9 protein-coding genes are annotated in these 16,527 nt (G+C 63.1%); 6 read left to right on the top strand and 3 right to left on the bottom strand.

The window, feature by feature from the left end; genetic code table 11:
- The first annotated feature begins 207 nt into the window (after window positions 1-207).
- The gene (gene paaX, locus KIG99_RS17000) at window positions 208-1,161 is read left to right on the top strand and encodes a phenylacetic acid degradation operon negative regulatory protein PaaX (RefSeq protein WP_226461226.1); all 954 of its coding nucleotides are present in this window, start codon (window positions 208-210) and stop codon (window positions 1,159-1,161) included.
- Here paaX and paaY read toward each other — a convergent pair.
- Window positions 1,158-1,769, bottom strand: a complete 612-nt coding sequence (paaY, locus tag KIG99_RS17005) for a phenylacetic acid degradation protein PaaY (protein ID WP_226461227.1) — start codon at window positions 1,767-1,769, stop codon at window positions 1,158-1,160. The two genes, paaX and paaY, sit on opposite strands and share 4 nt — an antisense overlap.
- A 72-nt stretch (window positions 1,770-1,841) precedes the next feature.
- On the opposite strand from paaY, the gene KIG99_RS17010 reads away from it, so the two are divergent.
- The 5 genes from KIG99_RS17010 to KIG99_RS17030 all read left to right on the top strand — a co-directional run bounded on the left by KIG99_RS17010 (window position 1,842) and on the right by KIG99_RS17030 (window position 13,252).
- On the top strand, window positions 1,842-2,642 hold the full coding sequence (locus KIG99_RS17010; RefSeq protein ID WP_226461228.1) for an IclR family transcriptional regulator: 801 nt from the start codon (window positions 1,842-1,844) through the stop codon (window positions 2,640-2,642).
- A 125-nt stretch (window positions 2,643-2,767) separates the two neighbouring features.
- The gene (locus KIG99_RS17015; protein ID WP_226461229.1) at window positions 2,768-3,928 is read left to right on the top strand and encodes a response regulator; all 1,161 of its coding nucleotides are present in this window, start codon (window positions 2,768-2,770) and stop codon (window positions 3,926-3,928) included.
- Window positions 3,929-3,944: 16 nt separating this feature from the next.
- Window positions 3,945-4,604: a histidine phosphatase family protein gene (locus KIG99_RS17020; protein ID WP_226461230.1), complete on the top strand. Its 660-nt coding sequence runs from the start codon at window positions 3,945-3,947 to the stop codon at window positions 4,602-4,604.
- An 11-nt stretch (window positions 4,605-4,615) separates the two neighbouring features.
- Window positions 4,616-9,628, top strand: coding sequence for a PAS domain-containing hybrid sensor histidine kinase/response regulator (locus tag KIG99_RS17025; protein ID WP_226461231.1), 5,013 nt, complete (start codon window positions 4,616-4,618; stop codon window positions 9,626-9,628).
- 141 nt (window positions 9,629-9,769) lie between these two features.
- On the top strand, window positions 9,770-13,252 hold the full coding sequence (locus tag KIG99_RS17030) for an ATP-binding protein (RefSeq protein ID WP_226461232.1): 3,483 nt from the start codon (window positions 9,770-9,772) through the stop codon (window positions 13,250-13,252).
- 21 nt (window positions 13,253-13,273) lie between these two features.
- On the opposite strand, the gene KIG99_RS17035 is transcribed toward KIG99_RS17030, so the two are convergent.
- Entirely contained in the window at window positions 13,274-14,152 is an 879-nt protein-coding gene (locus tag KIG99_RS17035; RefSeq protein WP_226461233.1) for a phosphate/phosphite/phosphonate ABC transporter substrate-binding protein, read from the bottom strand.
- Window positions 14,149-16,503, bottom strand: a complete 2,355-nt coding sequence (locus KIG99_RS17040; protein ID WP_226461234.1) for a putative bifunctional diguanylate cyclase/phosphodiesterase — start codon at window positions 16,501-16,503, stop codon at window positions 14,149-14,151. The genes KIG99_RS17035 and KIG99_RS17040 overlap by 4 nt, the downstream gene beginning before the upstream one ends.
- Window positions 16,504-16,527 lie beyond the last annotated feature (24 nt).

Consider the following 16,527-nt stretch of genomic DNA (forward strand, 5'->3'; position numbering starts at 1 on the left):
ATGCTAAAAGCACTACAAATAATTAAAGCTTATGTGCTTATTTGTATCGTGTTGGCTGGTTTGGCCTGATTTCTGGCTAAACAGGTGGCGACTTTGCTATCCTTCCGCCTTGCTGAAAATGATACGCCGGGGAGGGCGGAGCAGACGTTCGATGTCGGCCGGCTTCCCGGTTTTGCTGTTGAACCTTCCGATCTGGCCGTCGATCCCGTGAGCAACTCCATCCAAAACCGCCTTGATGAATTCCGGCAGCAGCGCCGGGTTCAGGCCGGTTCGCTGATCATTTCCGTTTTTGGCGATGCCATCCTGCCGCGCGGCGGCCGCATCTGGCTGGGCAGCCTGATCCGCCTGCTCGAACCGCTCGAACTCAACGAACGCCTGGTGCGTACCTCGGTTTTCCGCCTTGCCAAGGAAGAATGGCTGCGCACCGAAACCTGCGGCCGGCGCGCCGATTACGTGCTGACCGCTTCCGGTCGACGCCGTTTCGAAGAAGCATCGCGGCATATTTATGCAGCGCACGCACCGCTCTGGGATCGCCGCTGGCGGCTGATCCTGGTGGTCGGCGATCTGGAGCCCAAGGTCCGCGAGCAGGTGCGGCGTGCGCTGTTCTGGCAGGGCTTCGGTGCGCTCGGCGGTGACTGTTTCGTGCACCCGAGCGCCGAACTGTCGAGCGTGCTCGATGCCTTGATCGCCGAAGGTCTGGGTGATGCGCTCGGCGCCTTGCTGCCATTGTTTGCCGCCGATTCGCGCTCGGCCCGTTCGGCGAGCGATTCCGACCTGGTGCGCCGGGCCTGGGATCTCGGCGCCCTGGGCGAGGCTTATGCCGCGTTCGTGGCGGTCTACCAGCCGATCCTGACCGATTTGCAGCACGATCAACTGGGCGAAGTCAGCGCGCAGGATGCCTTCCTGTTGCGCACCTTGCTCATCCACGATTACCGGCGTCTGTTGCTGCGCGATCCGGAACTGCCGGAAGTGCTGCTGCCGCTCGACTGGCCGGGGCAGCAGGCGCGCCTGCTCTGCAAGGAGTTGTACAAGCGCCTGGAGCCCCTCTCGGCACGCCATCTCGACCAGGTGCTGTGCCTCGCCGACGGCAGCGTGCCGGCCGAGGATGCCAGCCTGGCCGAGCGCTTCCCGCAGTACGACCCGCTCGAACGCGCCGCCTAGCCGCGCGCCTTCAACTCGGTCAACGGCACGACATCGGGCATTTCGATGCGCTTGCGGTCGGCTTCGACCGCCGTCAGCGGTGCGGTTTCGACCATGCTGGCCAGGCAGCGCCGGGTCAGTTCCTGGTAGGTGCGCGTGCCGTCCGCCTTCCAGCGCATTTCCTGTTCCGTCAGCGGCCGGATTACCTTGGCCGGCACACCGGCGACCAGCACCTGCGGCGGGACGACCTGGCTGGCCTTGACGAAGGCCGAGGCGGCGACGATGCTCGCTTCGCCGATCACCGCGTTATCCATGATCACCGCGTTCATGCCGATCAGTGCATTCTTGCCGATGCGGCAGCCGTGCAGCACGGCACCATGGCCGATATGGCCGTTCTCTTCGACCACCGTGTCGGTGCCGGGAAAACCGTGCATGACGCAGGTGTCCTGCAGGTTGGCGCCGGCTTCCAGGATCAGGCGGCCGAAATCGCCGCGCAGGCTGGCGCAGGGGCCGACGTAGCAGCCCGGGCCGACGATGACGTCGCCGATCAGCACGGCGCTGGGATGAACGTAGGCGGTGGGATCGACAACCGGGACGATGCCGTCAATGGCATAAACACGCAGGGACATGAAGAAGGCTCGCTTTTGACTGAAGTGCATTATTATAGAATCAGTTTCGAATAACGTAACTCGGAGGGCGAGATGATCGACGAAGCGGATGGCAAGCACGGCGTACAGTCACTGGAGATCGGCATGGGCATTCTGCGTGCCATGGTCGATGGCCAGCGCGCGATGATGCTCAAGGAAATCGCGGCGGCCGCTGCGATGCCGCCTTCCAAGGCGCATCGTTACCTGGTCAGCCTGATCCGCGCCGGCCTGGTTGAACAGGACCCGATGACCTCGCGTTACGATCTCGGTCCCTTTGCGATGAATATCGGTCTCGTTGCGCTTGATCGTCTCGACCGCGTACGTCTCGGCCTCAATGCCATCGCCGAGATGCGCGACGAAATCAACCAGACCACGGCGCTCGCGGTCTGGGGCGACCGCGGCCCGGTCATCGTGCGCTGGGAGCGGCCGCGCCGGCCGATTACGGTCAACGTGATTACCGGCACCGTTCTTGAACTGCTCTCTTCCGCGACCGGCCGCGTCTTTGCCGCCTGGATGCCGAAGAAGACGGTGGCGCCGCTGATTGCGGCCGAGCTCAAGGCGGTCGACGTACCCGCTGAACTCAAAACCAAAAGCGGTATCGAAGCCATGCTGGCCGACATCCGTGCCAAGGGCTTCGCCACCACCGACGGTTTTCATCGGGTGCCCGGCGTCGAGGCGGTAGCGGCACCGGTCTTCAATTTCAAGAACGAAATCACGATGTCGGTGCTGGTGGTTGGCGTGCAGGGCATGTTCGATACGCGCCCTGATGGCGATGTCGTCAAAAGCCTGCTGCGTCACGCCGAAGCCCTGTCCTTGCGGCTTGGCGCGCACGGCGAGGCAAAGGTGCCGGTCTAGGAGGGGGCGATCTTCTTGCCGAAGAGGGTGTGTTACGTAAATATTAAAAATATCAAATTCTTGAAAACCTCATGCGTCGACCCTTGGTTTGGGGTTATTATTCGTAAAAGAGGAGATCTATGACCATGACATCGCAAGAGGAAGCGCAAGGCTCGCCTCCGGTGCGCACCGTCCTGATAGTTGATGACACACCGCAGAACCTGACGATTCTTGGTGAATTGCTCTGTTCCAGTTACCTGGTCAAGGCTGCCAATTCGGGTGAGCGGGCCCTGCGCATCGCACAGTCAGAGAATCGCCCCGACCTGATCCTGCTCGACGTGATGATGCCCGGCATGGATGGCTATGAGGTGCTGCGCCGTCTGCGTGAGGATGCTGCCACGCGCAACATACCGGTCATTTTCATCACCGCGATGTCGGCTTCGGAAGACGAAGAACGCGGCCTCAAACTCGGCGCCGTCGATTACATCACCAAACCCTTTAGTCCGGCTGTCGTCCTTGCCCGCGTCCGCACCCAACTCGAACTCAAGGATGCGCGCGACCGCCTGGCGCGCGAAAACGACTGGCTCGAACATGAAGTGGCGCGCCGCATGCGCGAGAACCTGCTCGTCCAGGAACTCAGTGTGCGCGCCTTGGCCTGCCTGGCCGAAGCGCGCGACAACGAGACCGGCAACCATATCGTGCGTACCCAGCTCTACGTCGATGTGCTGGCCCGCCACCTGGCCGGCCATGACGGCTTTCGCGAGGCGCTGGCCGGGCCGCGCCTGGACATGGTGGTCAAGGCGGCACCGCTGCACGATATCGGCAAGGTCGGCATTCCCGATGCCATTTTGCTCAAGCCGGGACGGTTGACCGCTGAAGAATTCGAAATCATGAAGACGCACCCGAAGATCGGGGCCGAGGCAATCAGTCGGGCGATGCTGCAGGCGGTGGCCGGCGCCGACCCGGATACCGATGAACTGGCACACGGTGCCTTCGCCTTCCTGCGCGTTGCTCAGGAAATCTCGCTCGGCCACCAGGAAAAGTGGGACGGCAGCGGCTATCCGGCCGGTCTCGTCGGCGCGGCGATTCCCGTCTCGGCGCGGCTGATGGCCTTGGCCGACGTTTTCGATGCGCTGATCAGCCGTCGTGTTTATAAGCCGCCGATGACGCTCGATGAGGCGACAAAGATTATTCTCGATGGACGCGGCAACCATTTTGATCCTGCTGTGGTCGACGCCTTTGTCGCCTGTCGCGACAGCTTCGCCGAAATTGCTGCGCGCTTTCCCGATGCCGAAGAGGCTGCTTGATTCCATGGAGAATGCCATGAGGCCCGTGTTCTGTTTGTCCTTTGCCCTGCTGCCCGGGCTTGTCTTGCCGCTGCCGGCTCTGGCGCAGGATACGCTGGTGCCGCCGCCGGTTGCGGTGAAAAAATTTGTCGAGCAGCCGGCCACCAGCGAAACGCTGAATCGTCTGCGCGACGGCGGTTACACGCTCTATCTGCGGCATGGCTCGACCGACAATACCCGCCCTGACCGCTTTCCTGCGGTCGATCTCAACGATTGCAGCACGCAGCGCCCGTTGACCGATGAGGGGCGCAAGCAGGCGGCCCTGGTCGGCGATGCGATGCGCAAGGCCGCCATTCCGCTTGGCGAGATTCGCATCAGCCCGCTCTGCCGGGTCAATGAGTCGGCGGCGGCTGCCTTTCCCGGCAAGCCTGTGAGCATCGACCACGACTTGATGTACACGGCCAACCTGACCAGCGAACAGAAAGTGCCGATTCTGGCCAATACCCGGCGTCTGCTCGCCGAGCCGGTGACTGCGGGGAAAAACCGCCTGCTCATCGCGCACGCGCCGAATCTGATGGATTTGATCGGCTATTTTCCGAAAGAGGGCACCCTGGTCGTTTTTCGTCCCCTGGGTGCCGCAGGATTCCAGTACGTCGCCAGCATTCCGCCGACGTTGTGGCCTGATTTGCTGCACTGACGGGGGCAGGCATGTTGCGCCGCCAGCGTTTCCTTCCCTACCTGCTGATTTTTTTTCTGCCGGTAGTGCTGGTTGCCTTGCTGGCCGGGGGGCTCAACCTGTTCTCGTTCTACAAGCTGCGCCAGGATCATCTGGCGACCAGTTTGCTGCAGGGCAAGGATATCGAGAAAATCCAGCAGACGACCCGCTTCAACCAGGACGTCGCGGCGATACAGGAATTGATCGCAACGACGCTGGAGAAGGCGGCAGCAGGACAGGCTGACGAAGCGCTGATCTATACCGCGCATAGCGAAGTGGTCGAACGTCTGGCTGCTCTCGAGCAGCGTTTGCCGGCCTTGCGCGATAGCACCAACGCAGCAACGCTGCGTGAGGTCGAAGAACACTTTCAGGAATATCGCAAGCTGATCATCCAGGCCAGCGACCTGGCTGCGATTGATCCGGCGGGCGCCATGCGCAGTGCCTACCAGGCCGCCAACCAGTATCTCTTCCTGTCCCAGCATACCCGTTCAGTGGCCAGGCAGGCGGTGGATGACGCCTTGCAGCGCGGTGTCGAGCAGGAGCAACTGCTCGAGCAGCATGCTTTCGACAATCTCATGCTCGGGGGCGTACTGGTACTCGTGCTGCTGCTCGTTGCGATCATCCTGATCCGGCGCCTGACCCAGCGCCTGGAGGCACTCAGCGTTGCGCTGCATGAACTGGCCGGTGGCGAGACCAATCCGCAGAGTTTGCCGGCGGTGCAGCGCGTCGCCGATGATCGGCGCAGTTTGCTGCGCGATTTTGCCCACGCCGTTCTCGCCTTTCGCGAGAGCATCATGGCCCATCGCCGCTCCCGTACCGAACTTGACGAGCGGATGAAGGAGTTGTCCTGTCTGTTCGAGGTGGCGCGGATTACTCATCGTGAGGATCTTGAACTGGAAGCGATGCTGGCAATCGTGGCCGAGCGTCTGCCGGCGGCGATGCGTTTTCCGGAATTGGCCAGCGGGCATATCGAATGTGGCGGTCGGCTGTTCGGTGAAGCGGTAGACGGCGAGGTGCTTGCTGCCAGCTTTGTCGGTCCGCAGGGGAGTCCGGCCCGGGTTTGTGTCGTGTATGCCGGTGCCTTACCGGGCGATGCCGGGGAGACTTTCCTTGATGAAGAGTGCAAATTGCTTGAAGCGGTCGCCAACCATCTGGGCAGCGCCATCGAGCGGCGGCGTGTGGTGGCTGCCGAACGCGACCGGCAGGCCTTGCTCGATGCGGTGATTTCCGGTGCCCCGGACGCGATCGAATTGATCGATGCCGAGACCCTGTGTTTTGTCGAGGTCAATGCCGCCAGCTGCAACATGCTGGGCTATCGGCGCGAAGAAATGATCGGCATGCCGCTGGCCCGGATCCAGGCCAGCATGACGGCGGATGATCTGGCCGCAATTGCCGGTCGGATCACCGCCGACGACGTTAGCAAGTTCGAGAATCGGCATCGCTGCAAGAATGGCGAACTGATCGACGTCCGGGTCAGTGTCCGGAGCATTCGCCAGAACAATCGCGATTACCTGATTGGCGTCTGGCGTGACATCAGCGAAGAAAAACGGGCTGCGGCAGAAATCCGCAAGCTGTCGCTGGTCATCGAGCAGAGTCCGAGTCCGATCATCATCACCGATCTCGACTGCCGGATCGAATACGTCAATGACGCCTTCACCTTGAATACCGGCTACAGCCGGGCCGAGGCGGTCGGCCAGACACCGCGCCTGCTCAAGTCCGGTTATACGCCGACGGCGACCTACATCGAGATGTGGGAGGCGCTCAATAGCGGCAACGCCTGGAAGGGAACCTTTTTCAACCAGACCAAGGACGGGCGTGAACAGATCGAGTCCTCGATCATCGTTCCCCTGCGTCAGCCGGATGGTGCGGTCACCCATTACGTCGCGATCAAGGAAGACATCACGCTCAAGAAGCAGATGGGCGACGAACTCGAACGCCATCGCAAGCATCTCGAGTCGCTGGTTGCCAGTCGCACGGCCGAGCTCAATACGGCCCTGAGCGAGCAGAATGCCCTGTTCGATGCGGCCAGTGCCGGCATCGTACTGATGCGCGAACGGCACATCGTGCGCTGCAACAGCCGCATGGATGAAATGTTCGGCTATGCCGAGGGCGAGCAGATCGGTCAGTCGACGCGCATCTGGTATGTCGATGATGCAGCCTACGTCCAGTCCGGGCAGGAGGTCTATGCCCAGATCGGGCGCGGCGAAATCCATGTGCGGGAACAACTGCTCGTGCGCAAGGACGGCAGCCGCTTCTGGGCGCGCATGTCGGGGCATGCTGTCGATGTCGGCGATCTCGGCAAGGGGATGGTCGGCATCTTCGAGGATATTACCGCCGAGCGGGCAGCGGCCGAGGCGCTGCACCTGGCGGCCGAGGAACAGCAAGCAATTTTCGATACTGCCAATTCCGGCATCGCCCTGATCCGCGAGCGCGTCATCCTGCGCGGCAACCGCCGCCTGCACGAGATGTTCGGCTGGCCGGCAGGGCAGATGATCGGGCAGCGCACGGCGGTCTGGTATGCCGATGAGGCGGCCGAGGCGACGGGCGGCGGCGAGGTGTATGCGCAGATCTGGCGCGGCGAGGTACATCGCCGCGAGCAGGAGCTGATGCGCCGCGACGGCAGCATGTTCTGGGCGCGCCTGACCGGTACTGCGGTCGACATCACCGATCGCGCCAAGGGGACGGTCTGGGTGATTGAGGATGTCGCGGTTGAACGGGCGGCACTCCTCCAGATTCGCGAGGCGCAGTCGCTGGCCGAGGCGGCCGCGCGCATGAAGTCGGATTTCCTGGCCAACATGAGCCACGAGATCCGGACGCCGATGAACGCCATCATCGGCATGTCGCACCTGGCGATGAAAACCGACCTGACGCCGCGCCAGCGCGACTACCTGAACAAGATCCAGGGCTCCAGCCAGCATTTGCTCGGCATCATCAACGACATCCTCGACCTGTCGAAGATCGAGGCCGGCAAGATGGTCGTCGAGCACATCGAATTCGAGCTCGACCGGGTCTTCGAGAACGTCGCTGGCCTGATCGCGGAAAAGGCGGCCACCAAGGGGCTGGAACTGATCGTCGATGTGGCGGCCGGCGTGCCGCGCTCGCTGATCGGCGATCCGCTGCGCCTCGGGCAGGTGCTGATCAACTACGCCAACAATGCCGTCAAATTCACCGAGCAGGGCGAAATCGCCATCCATGTTGTCGTCGCCGAAGAAAGCGAGCACGATCTGCTGCTGCATTTCTCGGTCGTCGATACCGGCATAGGCATCGACGAAGAACAGCGCGGCCGTCTGTTCCAGAGCTTCGAGCAGGCCGACCGGTCGACGACGCGCAAGTTCGGCGGCACCGGGCTCGGTCTTGCCATTTCGCGGCAGCTGGTTGAATTGATGGGCGGCACGGTTGGTGTGAACAGCACGCCGGGAAGCGGCTCCGATTTCTGGTTTACCGCCCGTCTCGGGCGCGGCAAGGAAAAGTCGCGCCTGTTGCAGCCCGATCCGGACCTGCGCAATCGTCGCGTGCTGGTGGTTGACGACAACGAGTCGGCTCGTGATGTCATCTGCGAGCTGCTGCGCACCATGTCGCTCGACGTCGACGCGGTGGCCAGCGGGGCCGAGGCGGTGGCCGAGATCGTTCGTGCCGCAGCGGTCGACGCGCCTTACGAGATCGTTTTCCTCGACTGGCAGATGCCGGCCATGGATGGCCTGATGACGGCGCGCGCGATCCGCCAGAGCCTGCCCACGGCCATGCCGCACCTGGTCATGGTCACCGCCTTCGGGCGTGACGAAGTGATGAAGGCAGCCAGCGAGGCCGGCTTCGAGGATGTCCTGATCAAGCCGGTGACCTCCTCGCTGCTTTTCGATACGGTGATGCGCATCCTCGGCGGCGGGCCGAGCGAAACCCGCTTCGCCTTCACCGTAGCGGCGCCCAGTGTCGATTTGAGCAGCGTTGCCGGCAGCCGCGTCCTGCTCGTCGAGGACAACGACCTGAACCAGGAAGTGGCGAGCGAACTGCTCAAGGAAGCCGGCTTCCTGGTCGAGGTTGCCGACAACGGCGCCATCGCCGTCGATATGGTGGCGCGGGCCGCGGCCGGTTATTACGACATCGTGCTCATGGACATGCAGATGCCGGTCATGGACGGCATCACGGCGACCCGTGAAATCCGTGCCCTGGCGCAGGGCTGCACACTGCCGATCGTTGCCATGACCGCGAACGCGATGGCCGGTGATCGCGAGCGTTGCCTTGATGCCGACATGAACGACCACGTCGCAAAACCGATCAATCCGGACGACCTGTGGCGCAAACTGCAGCGCTGGATAGCGCCAGATCCGAACCGGACCGGCAATTTGTCGCCGGATGAAGGGGCAAGCGAAATGACCGGAGAAAGTTCGCCAGCGGTGCAGGCGGCCAGGGCTTTTGCCGACATTCCCGGACTCGACGTCGCCATCGGATTGCGTCAGGCGATGGGGCGTGATGCGCTGTACATCTCCTTGCTGCGCCGTTTCGTCGTCGGTCAGAGCGATTTCGCTGTCCGCATGGCCAGTGCCTTGCAGACTGAAGACGGGCCTGCCGGCGAGTTGCTTGCTCACACCCTGAAAGGCGTGGCGGCGCAGGTCGGGGCAAGCCTGCTCGGCGAGCGGGCGGCTTCTCTCGAGAAGGCCTTGCGGCAGGGGGAGGCAGCCGCGACGCTGCATGCCGGGCTGGCCGACATCACAGCCTTGCTCGACGATCTGTTGCCTGCGATCGCTGCCCGCTTGCCGGGCGAAGTGAAGACTGGCGTAGCGACAGCGGTCGACGCGTCAAAAACAGGGGAAATCTGCTCGCGCCTGGCTGGCCAACTGCAGGCGGCGGATTTCCTTTGCGCCAATACGCTGCGCGAACATGCCGGCCTCCTGCGCGGCCTCCTCGGCGAACAGTTCGTGCTGATGCAGGAAGCCGTTGAAAACTACGACTTCGACGGTGCGCTGGCCCTGCTCAAGGCTGCTACTGCCCAGCGGGATACTTTCTCCTGAGCCGGCGCATCCGGACAGCCAGTCAAAGTACCTACCCTGATTCGCAGTGGCCGCATCGCCCTGAGTCAGGGATAACGCCACCTCTCAAGGCCGATTTCTGCTGCTATTCTTGAGCCTTCGAAAAATCCCGGAGCACGCGCAGTGGCTGTGCAACATCGCTTTGCCGTGACTACCTGGCTGCAGGTGCTTGCCGTCGTCGTCCTGGGGGGGCTGTTGACGTTCGCGAGCGAGCGCTACGATCACCAGCTGGGCGAGCAGGCGGAAATGAACCGGATCGAAGCGCAGCTGCGCAGTGCCGCGTTGCGCCTGGAAAAGAATCTGGGCCAGCTCCTGCAGGTCAATTACGACTTCGCGGCAGCCTTGCCGGCCGACCTGTCGGTCAATCAGGCCGCTCTCGATGGTGTCGCCAGGCGCCTGCTGGCTGCGCATCCACGTTTGATCAATGTCACCCTGTCGCACAAGCTGGACGTCGTTTTCGTTTTTCCCGTGAAGGGAAACGAGGCCGTGATGGGCATGAATTACGCCAATCGTCCGTACATCATGAGCAGCTTGCAGCGCGGCATCGAGGCGCGTGAGACGATCGTGGCCGGGCCGATCAGTCTCGTGCAAAGCGGTCGTCCCGGTCTGGTGGCGCGCACCCCGGTGTTCCCGGCGCGTGCCGATGGCAAGCCGGGCGAATTTGCCGGGGTGGTATCGACGGCCATCGATTTCGCGGGTTTGCTGGCGGATGCCGGCCTGGCTGGTCCTGCCATGTCTTTTGTTGTTGCCGTGCGCGGGCGCGACGGTACGGGCGCACAGGGTGAAGTTTTTCACGGCGATCCCGGCTTGTTCAAGCGACCGCATGTTGCCGTCGATCTGAATCTGCCGGGTGGGCAATGGCATCTGGCGGCGATGCCCAAACCCGGTGGCGAAGACGATGTCCTGCGTCCCTGGCTGATTCGCGGTATCGGCTTCCTGCTGACGGTGATTGCGATGCTCTGGCTGCTGGCTCGGCAGCGCCAGTCGCTGCCGGCAACGGATGACTGCCCGGGGCTGGACGAGGTATCTGGTAAAAATGGGCCGGGCAAGGGGCGGATTGGCCTGCGCACCTTCCTGCTCGGTGCATTGCTGCTCGTCCTGTTGCCGATCATCGCGATCAGCGGCTGGCTTTCCTATCTCAATGCGCGGCAGTCTTCCGGGCAGTTTTCGCAGTCGCTTGCCAGTTCGCTCGGCGAGCGCATCCATGACCGGGTCACCGATTTCTTCGAGGTGCCGCGGCGGGTCGTTACCTTCAATGTCGAACAGGCAAGAGCCGGACTGCTCGACGTTAATGCGCGCGAGCAGATGATGCAGCGCTTTCTCCTGCAAATCCGTCAGCAGCCTCTGCTGACCTTCATTTCGGTCGGCCTGGCCGATGGCGAATACTACGGCGGGAGTCGTCCGCCGTTGGGTCCGGACAAGGGCTTGCGCATGATTCGCGTCCGGAATGCCGATGCGGGGGCCCTGTACATCTATCGAGTCGATGATGCGATCCGGCCGGCTTCCCTGCTCGGCAAGGGGAACAGCAATTTCGATCCGCGCACCCGCCCCTGGTACAAGGCCGCGATCAGCGCCGGGCACATGGCCTGGTATCCGGCTTACCAGTACGTCATCAACGATGCCGAAGGTGCCTATGACACCTGGGGGGTCGGGATGTCAGCGCCGCTCTACGATGCCACCGGGAAACTGATCGGCGTGACCTCTGCGGATGTCGCCCTGTCGCAGCTGGCCGAGTTCCTGCGCGAACTGACGGCCAATTCGAATGGCGTGGCCTTCATCGCCGAGAGCGGCGGCAAGCTGCTGGCAACGTCATCTTTCGATACGGTCAACCGCAGCAAGAGCGGCGAAAGCGGGCGTCAGGATCTCGCCGGGAGCAGCAACCCCTTGCTCCGTGCCGCGGGTCTGGCCCTGAATAGTGCCGCGCAACCGGAGGGGACGGTGCCGCTTACGCTCGACGGCAAGGATTACCTGATCGACTGGCGCAGGCACCAGCTGGAACAAGGGCCGCAACTGACCATCGGGGTCATCGTCCCGAATGACAATCTCGATGGCCTGCTCAGCAGTATGTTGCGCAACATCATGTATCTGGTACTGATCGTCATGCTGTTCAGTGTCCTGGTCGGTCTGCTTGCCGCCGAGTGGGTGTCAGGGCCGCTGATTCATCTGTCGCGCGCCGCCGCCCGGCTGGTTGCCGGCCGCTGGCAGCTCGAGGTCAGCCAGGCGAGCCCGATCCATGAAGTCGCGTCCCTGTTCGATGCAATGCGTGGCATGGCAGCCCAGTTGCAGCAGCATACCGATCGCCTGGAGAAGCAGGCGGCCGACTTGCGGCGCAGCAATGAGCGGCTGCAAGTGGAAGTCGAGGAGCGGGCCAGGTCGGAGCAACGCATCCAGGCGCTCAATGTCGACCTGGCAACGCTCAATCAGACCCTGCTGCTCGCCAAGGAGGCGGCTGAATCGGCCAATCGCGCCAAATCGGTTTTCCTCGCCAACATGAGTCATGAGCTGCGCACGCCGATGCACGGGATCATGGGCATGATCCAGCTGGTTCGCGGCCGGGTCGGCGATGCCAAGGCGCAACGCCAGCTCGACATGGCCCGGGAGTCGGCCAACCGTCTGTTGCTGATCATCAACGACATTCTCGACATCTCAAAAATCGAAGCGGATCGCCTGGTCCTCGATGTCGCCGACTTCAAGCTTGACCGGGTGCTCGACAACGTCGTCAGCCTGGTCGGCCTGTCTGCCGAACACAAGGGGCTGAGCCTGCAGGTCAATGCCGAACCCGGCTTACTGGATCGCACGCTGCTCGGTGATAGCCTGCGGCTTGGCCAGGTTCTGCTCAATCTGGCCGGCAATGCGGTCAAATTTACCGAACGGGGCGGCGTCAGCCTGTGCATTCGTCTGCAGGAAGAGACGCCGGGGGGCGTTGTCCTGCGCTTCGACGTCGAAGACAGCGGAATCGGCATCACCGCCGAACAACGCGAGCGCCTGTTTGCCGTCTTCGAGCAGGCCGACAGCTCGATGACGCGAAAATATGGCGGCACCGGCCTCGGCCTGGCAATCAGCAAGCGCCTGGTCGAGATGATGGGCGGCAGGATAGGCGTCGACAGCGAGCCGGGACGAGGCAGTACTTTCTGGTTTACCGTCTGCCTGGGCAAGGCAGCGGGCAGTGCCTTGCCTTTGCCGCAGCCCGTCCGGGAACGTGCGGAAAGCCGCTTGTTGCGCGAGTTTGCGGGCGCCCGCATCCTGCTTGTGGAAGATGAACCGATCAGTCAGGAGGTGTCGCGCGGGCTGCTTGAAGAAGTCGGCTTCAAGGTCGATCTGGCCGAGGATGGCGAGATGGCCCTGAGCCTGGCGCAGGCCGGGCGCTACGACCTGATCCTGATGGACATGCAGATGCCGAAAATGAACGGGGTCGATGCGACGCGGGCGATCCGTGGCGAATCACTGAACCGGGATGTGCCGATTCTGGCAATGACGGCCAACGCCTTCAGCGAGGACAGGCAGCGTTGCCAGGAAGCCGGCATGAACGATCATATCGGCAAGCCGGTGGTGCCGGAGGTCCTTTACGAAGCACTGCTCAAGTGGTTGTCGACAGCCACGCGCTGACCTTGCCGCCAGCTTTTGCCTTCAGCGGGGATTGGCGAACAGATTCCTGATCTCCCGGTAGTGCTCGTCCGAGGCAGGAACGAAGCCTCTTGCCTTGAGTTCCTGGAGCATGCCGGCCAGCGGCGTGGTGTCGCCGAGGAAAACCTGTCTGATTTTTGCGACCAGCGCGGGGCACAGGCGGTCGCGCAAGACGAATGGGTCGTAGGGAATGGGCGGCGATTGCCAGATGAGCTGCAGTTCATCCGGTTTGACCTTGCCCTGGCGCAGCGCTTCGTCAAAAACGCTGCTGGCCACGAAGACGGCATCGACCAGGCCTTTTTGCACGGCCTCGATGGAGCGGTCGTGCGAGCCGGAGAAAGTGATGCGCTTGAAATAGGCTTCGGCGGGCATGCCGGTCTGTCTGGCAATTGCCTGGCGCGGCAGGATGGCGCCCGAGGTGCTGGCCGGGTCGGTCAGGCCAAGTGTGCTGCCGCGCAGTTGTTCCAGCTTGTCGATGCCGCGCTCACGTCGGACCAGCAGCAGCGAGTGGTAACTGGCTGCGGTTTCCGGGCTGCTCCGGTTGACGCTCGAAAAAGTGGCAAAAGGCGTGATTCGGGCGCCGCGGCTGACGGCGATGGCATAGGAGGCCGGACCAAGCTCGGCGAGGTCGATGCTTTCGCCGAGCAGACCTTCGATGGCGGTACTGTAGGACGGCGAGGGGATGACTTCGACGCGCCGCTCCAGGGCTTTTTCCAGTTGCCGGATCAACGGCTGGTACTGGACGAGTTGCGCGGCCGGGTTCTTGAACGGGGTCAGGGCGAAGCGCAGCGGGCGCGGATCGTCGCAGGCCGGGGCGGCGCATGCGGGCAGACTGGCGAGCAGGCCGCAGGCGAGTGTCAGGCAGGAGAGTATGTTTTTCATGTCGGGGCGAGTGTCGATGTCTGCAGCAGGCGGCGGGCTGCGTCGCCGGGAACCGGGCGGCTCAGGAAATAGCCCTGGGCTTCGTCGCAGCCGGCAGTTTTCAGGTGCACCAACTGGTCGAGCAGCTCGACACCTTCGGCGATGACCCGCATGCGCAGGTTGTGGGCCAGGGTGATGATCGAGGCGACGATCACTGCATCGTCCGGGCTGTTGCGCAGGCTGCCGATGAATTCCTTGTCGATTTTCAGGCAGTGGATGGGTAGCGTGCGGATGTGGGCGAAGTTCGAGAAACCGTTGCCGAAGTCGTCGAGCGCGATGCCGATGCCCAGCGCTTCGACTTCGCGCAATACCTTGCCGGCCATTTCGAAGGATTCGACCAGGCTGCTCTCGGTAACCTCGATTTCGAGGAGTGCCGGCGCCACGCCGTGCCTGGCGAGAAAGCCGGCGAGGCGCTGCGGTAGCTTCTCGTCGTGTAGTTGCCGGGCCGAGACATTGCAGGCGATCGGTACCAGCGGCAGGCCTTCTGCCTGCCAGGCCGCCAGTTCGCGGCAGCAGGCCTCGGCCACCCAGTCGCCGAGGTCGATGATGAAGCCGGCGTGCTCGGCGAGCGGAATGAAGTCGTTCGGGTAGATCAGGCCGAACTCCGGGTGCTGCCAGCGAACCAGCGCCTCGAAGCCGACGATGCGATAGTCGGAAAGCCGCACCTTGGGCTGGAAATGCAGCACCAGCTCATGCTCGGCAATGGCCCTGGGCAGGCGTTGTTCGAGATTGAACAGGCGGTTGCCGGCCGGATTGAGGTCGGGGTCGTAAAAGGTGTATTTGCCGCGGCCGCTGCGTTTCGATTGGTACATCGCGGCATCGGCATGCCGGCACAGCGTGTCGAAGTCGTGGCCGTCGCGCGGGAAGAGGGCGATGCCGATGCTGGTGCTGACCAGGATGTCGTTGCCGTCGAGCTTGTTGAACGGGTGTCCGATCTGTTCGACCAGCTTGGTGGCAATCGTCGCCGTGTCCTCGACGCTTTCCAGGCCGGTCAGCAGCACGGCGAACTCGTCGCCGCCGAGGCGGGCGACCAGGTCGGATTCGCGCAGCGCCGAGCGCAGCCGGGCCGCCACCGCCTGCAGCAACAGGTCGCCGACATGGTGACCGAGCGTGTCGTTGATGAACTTGAAACGGTCGAGGTCGAGATAGAGCAGTGCGTAATGCTTGCGGCTGCGCTTGGCGCGCGACAGGTGGCTGATCACCAGCTCATGGAACATGCGGCGGTTGGGCAGTTCGGTCAGGTGGTCGTGGGCGGCGAGCTTGAAGGCGCGGCGCTTTTCTTCTTCGAGCTGTTCGATCAGGCCGAGCTTTTCGCCATCGGCGATGGCCAGCGCCGAATACAACTGGCCTTGGCGACGGATGCTGCGCGCCACCCAGTAGGTGGCGAACGCAATGATTGCGCTCAGGATGCTGAGCACGAAAAGAAAGCGGTTGCGGTTGCCCTTGTGGCTGGCCAGGGTTTCCTCGACATCGCGGCTGACCGCAACGCTGAAGGGGTGCCGGGGCAGGGCGCGGAAGCTGGCCAGGTAGAAATTGCCTTCGCCGAACAGGTCGACCGTCACCGACCCCTGCTGCACGTCGCCGGCCGGCAGCAGACGACCCGGCCCGGCCGGCTTGAGGACCAGCCCGGCCTGGCGGATCTCGGCAATGTTTTCGCCGCTGCTTTTCAGGATCTGGATGACGCCCGACGGGCCGATGTCGATGTTCTGGTAGAAGCCGAGGAAATAGCCAAGGTCGAGAACGAGCAGCAGGACGCCCCGGGGCTGGCCATCCGTGCCGCGTACCGGATAGAGCAGCGGCACCTGCCAGGCGTGTTCGTCCGAGGCGGGCAGGGTGGCGACGCGCATGCCGAGCGGCTGCTCGCCGGCAGAATCACGCAACAGTTGCCGCAGGTCGGCGAGTAGTTCCGGCGCATCCTTGCCCGGCGAAGAGCCATACACCCGGTGCAGGTTGTTGTCGTACAGCGCCAGGCGCAGATAGGCGCGGTCGGTGGCGCGCATTGCCGTCAGGCGGCTGGTCGCATCGCCGCGTTCGCCTTCGAAATATTCGTTGGCGGCAATCGCCATCAACTGGCCGCGATCGAGTACCTGCGCCAGATTCTCGGAAATGATCGTCGCCAGGTTTTCCTGCTGGATGCGGGCATTCGTGCCGACCAGCGCCTTTTCGGCGTCCAGGCGCTGCCAGGTGATGCCCCAGGCCAGGGCCAGCAATGCCAGGCTCAGTGCGACACAGCCAACGAGCAGGGCACGCCAGTCGTTCCGGCTCAGACGCAGCAACCAGGCCTTGCAGCAGAGCGCGAACGAAAACCTCACCTTGGCATGATCCGGAATGTAATC

It is taken from the genome of Quatrionicoccus australiensis (assembly GCF_020510425.1).
Classification (GTDB): domain Bacteria; phylum Pseudomonadota; class Gammaproteobacteria; order Burkholderiales; family Rhodocyclaceae; genus Azonexus; species Azonexus australiensis_A.

Coding starts and splice junctions, on each gene's coding strand:
- KIG99_RS17010 (WP_226461228.1), top strand. CDS start 1,842: ATGATCGACGAAGCGGATGGCAAGCACGGCGTACAGTCACTGGAGATC.
- KIG99_RS17015 (WP_226461229.1), top strand. CDS start 2,768: ATGACATCGCAAGAGGAAGCGCAAGGCTCGCCTCCGGTGCGCACCGTC.
- paaY (WP_226461227.1), bottom strand. CDS start 1,769: ATGTCCCTGCGTGTTTATGCCATTGACGGCATCGTCCCGGTTGTCGAT.
- KIG99_RS17035 (WP_226461233.1), bottom strand. CDS start 14,152: ATGAAAAACATACTCTCCTGCCTGACACTCGCCTGCGGCCTGCTCGCC.
- KIG99_RS17025 (WP_226461231.1), top strand. CDS start 4,616: ATGTTGCGCCGCCAGCGTTTCCTTCCCTACCTGCTGATTTTTTTTCTG.
- KIG99_RS17020 (WP_226461230.1), top strand. CDS start 3,945: ATGAGGCCCGTGTTCTGTTTGTCCTTTGCCCTGCTGCCCGGGCTTGTC.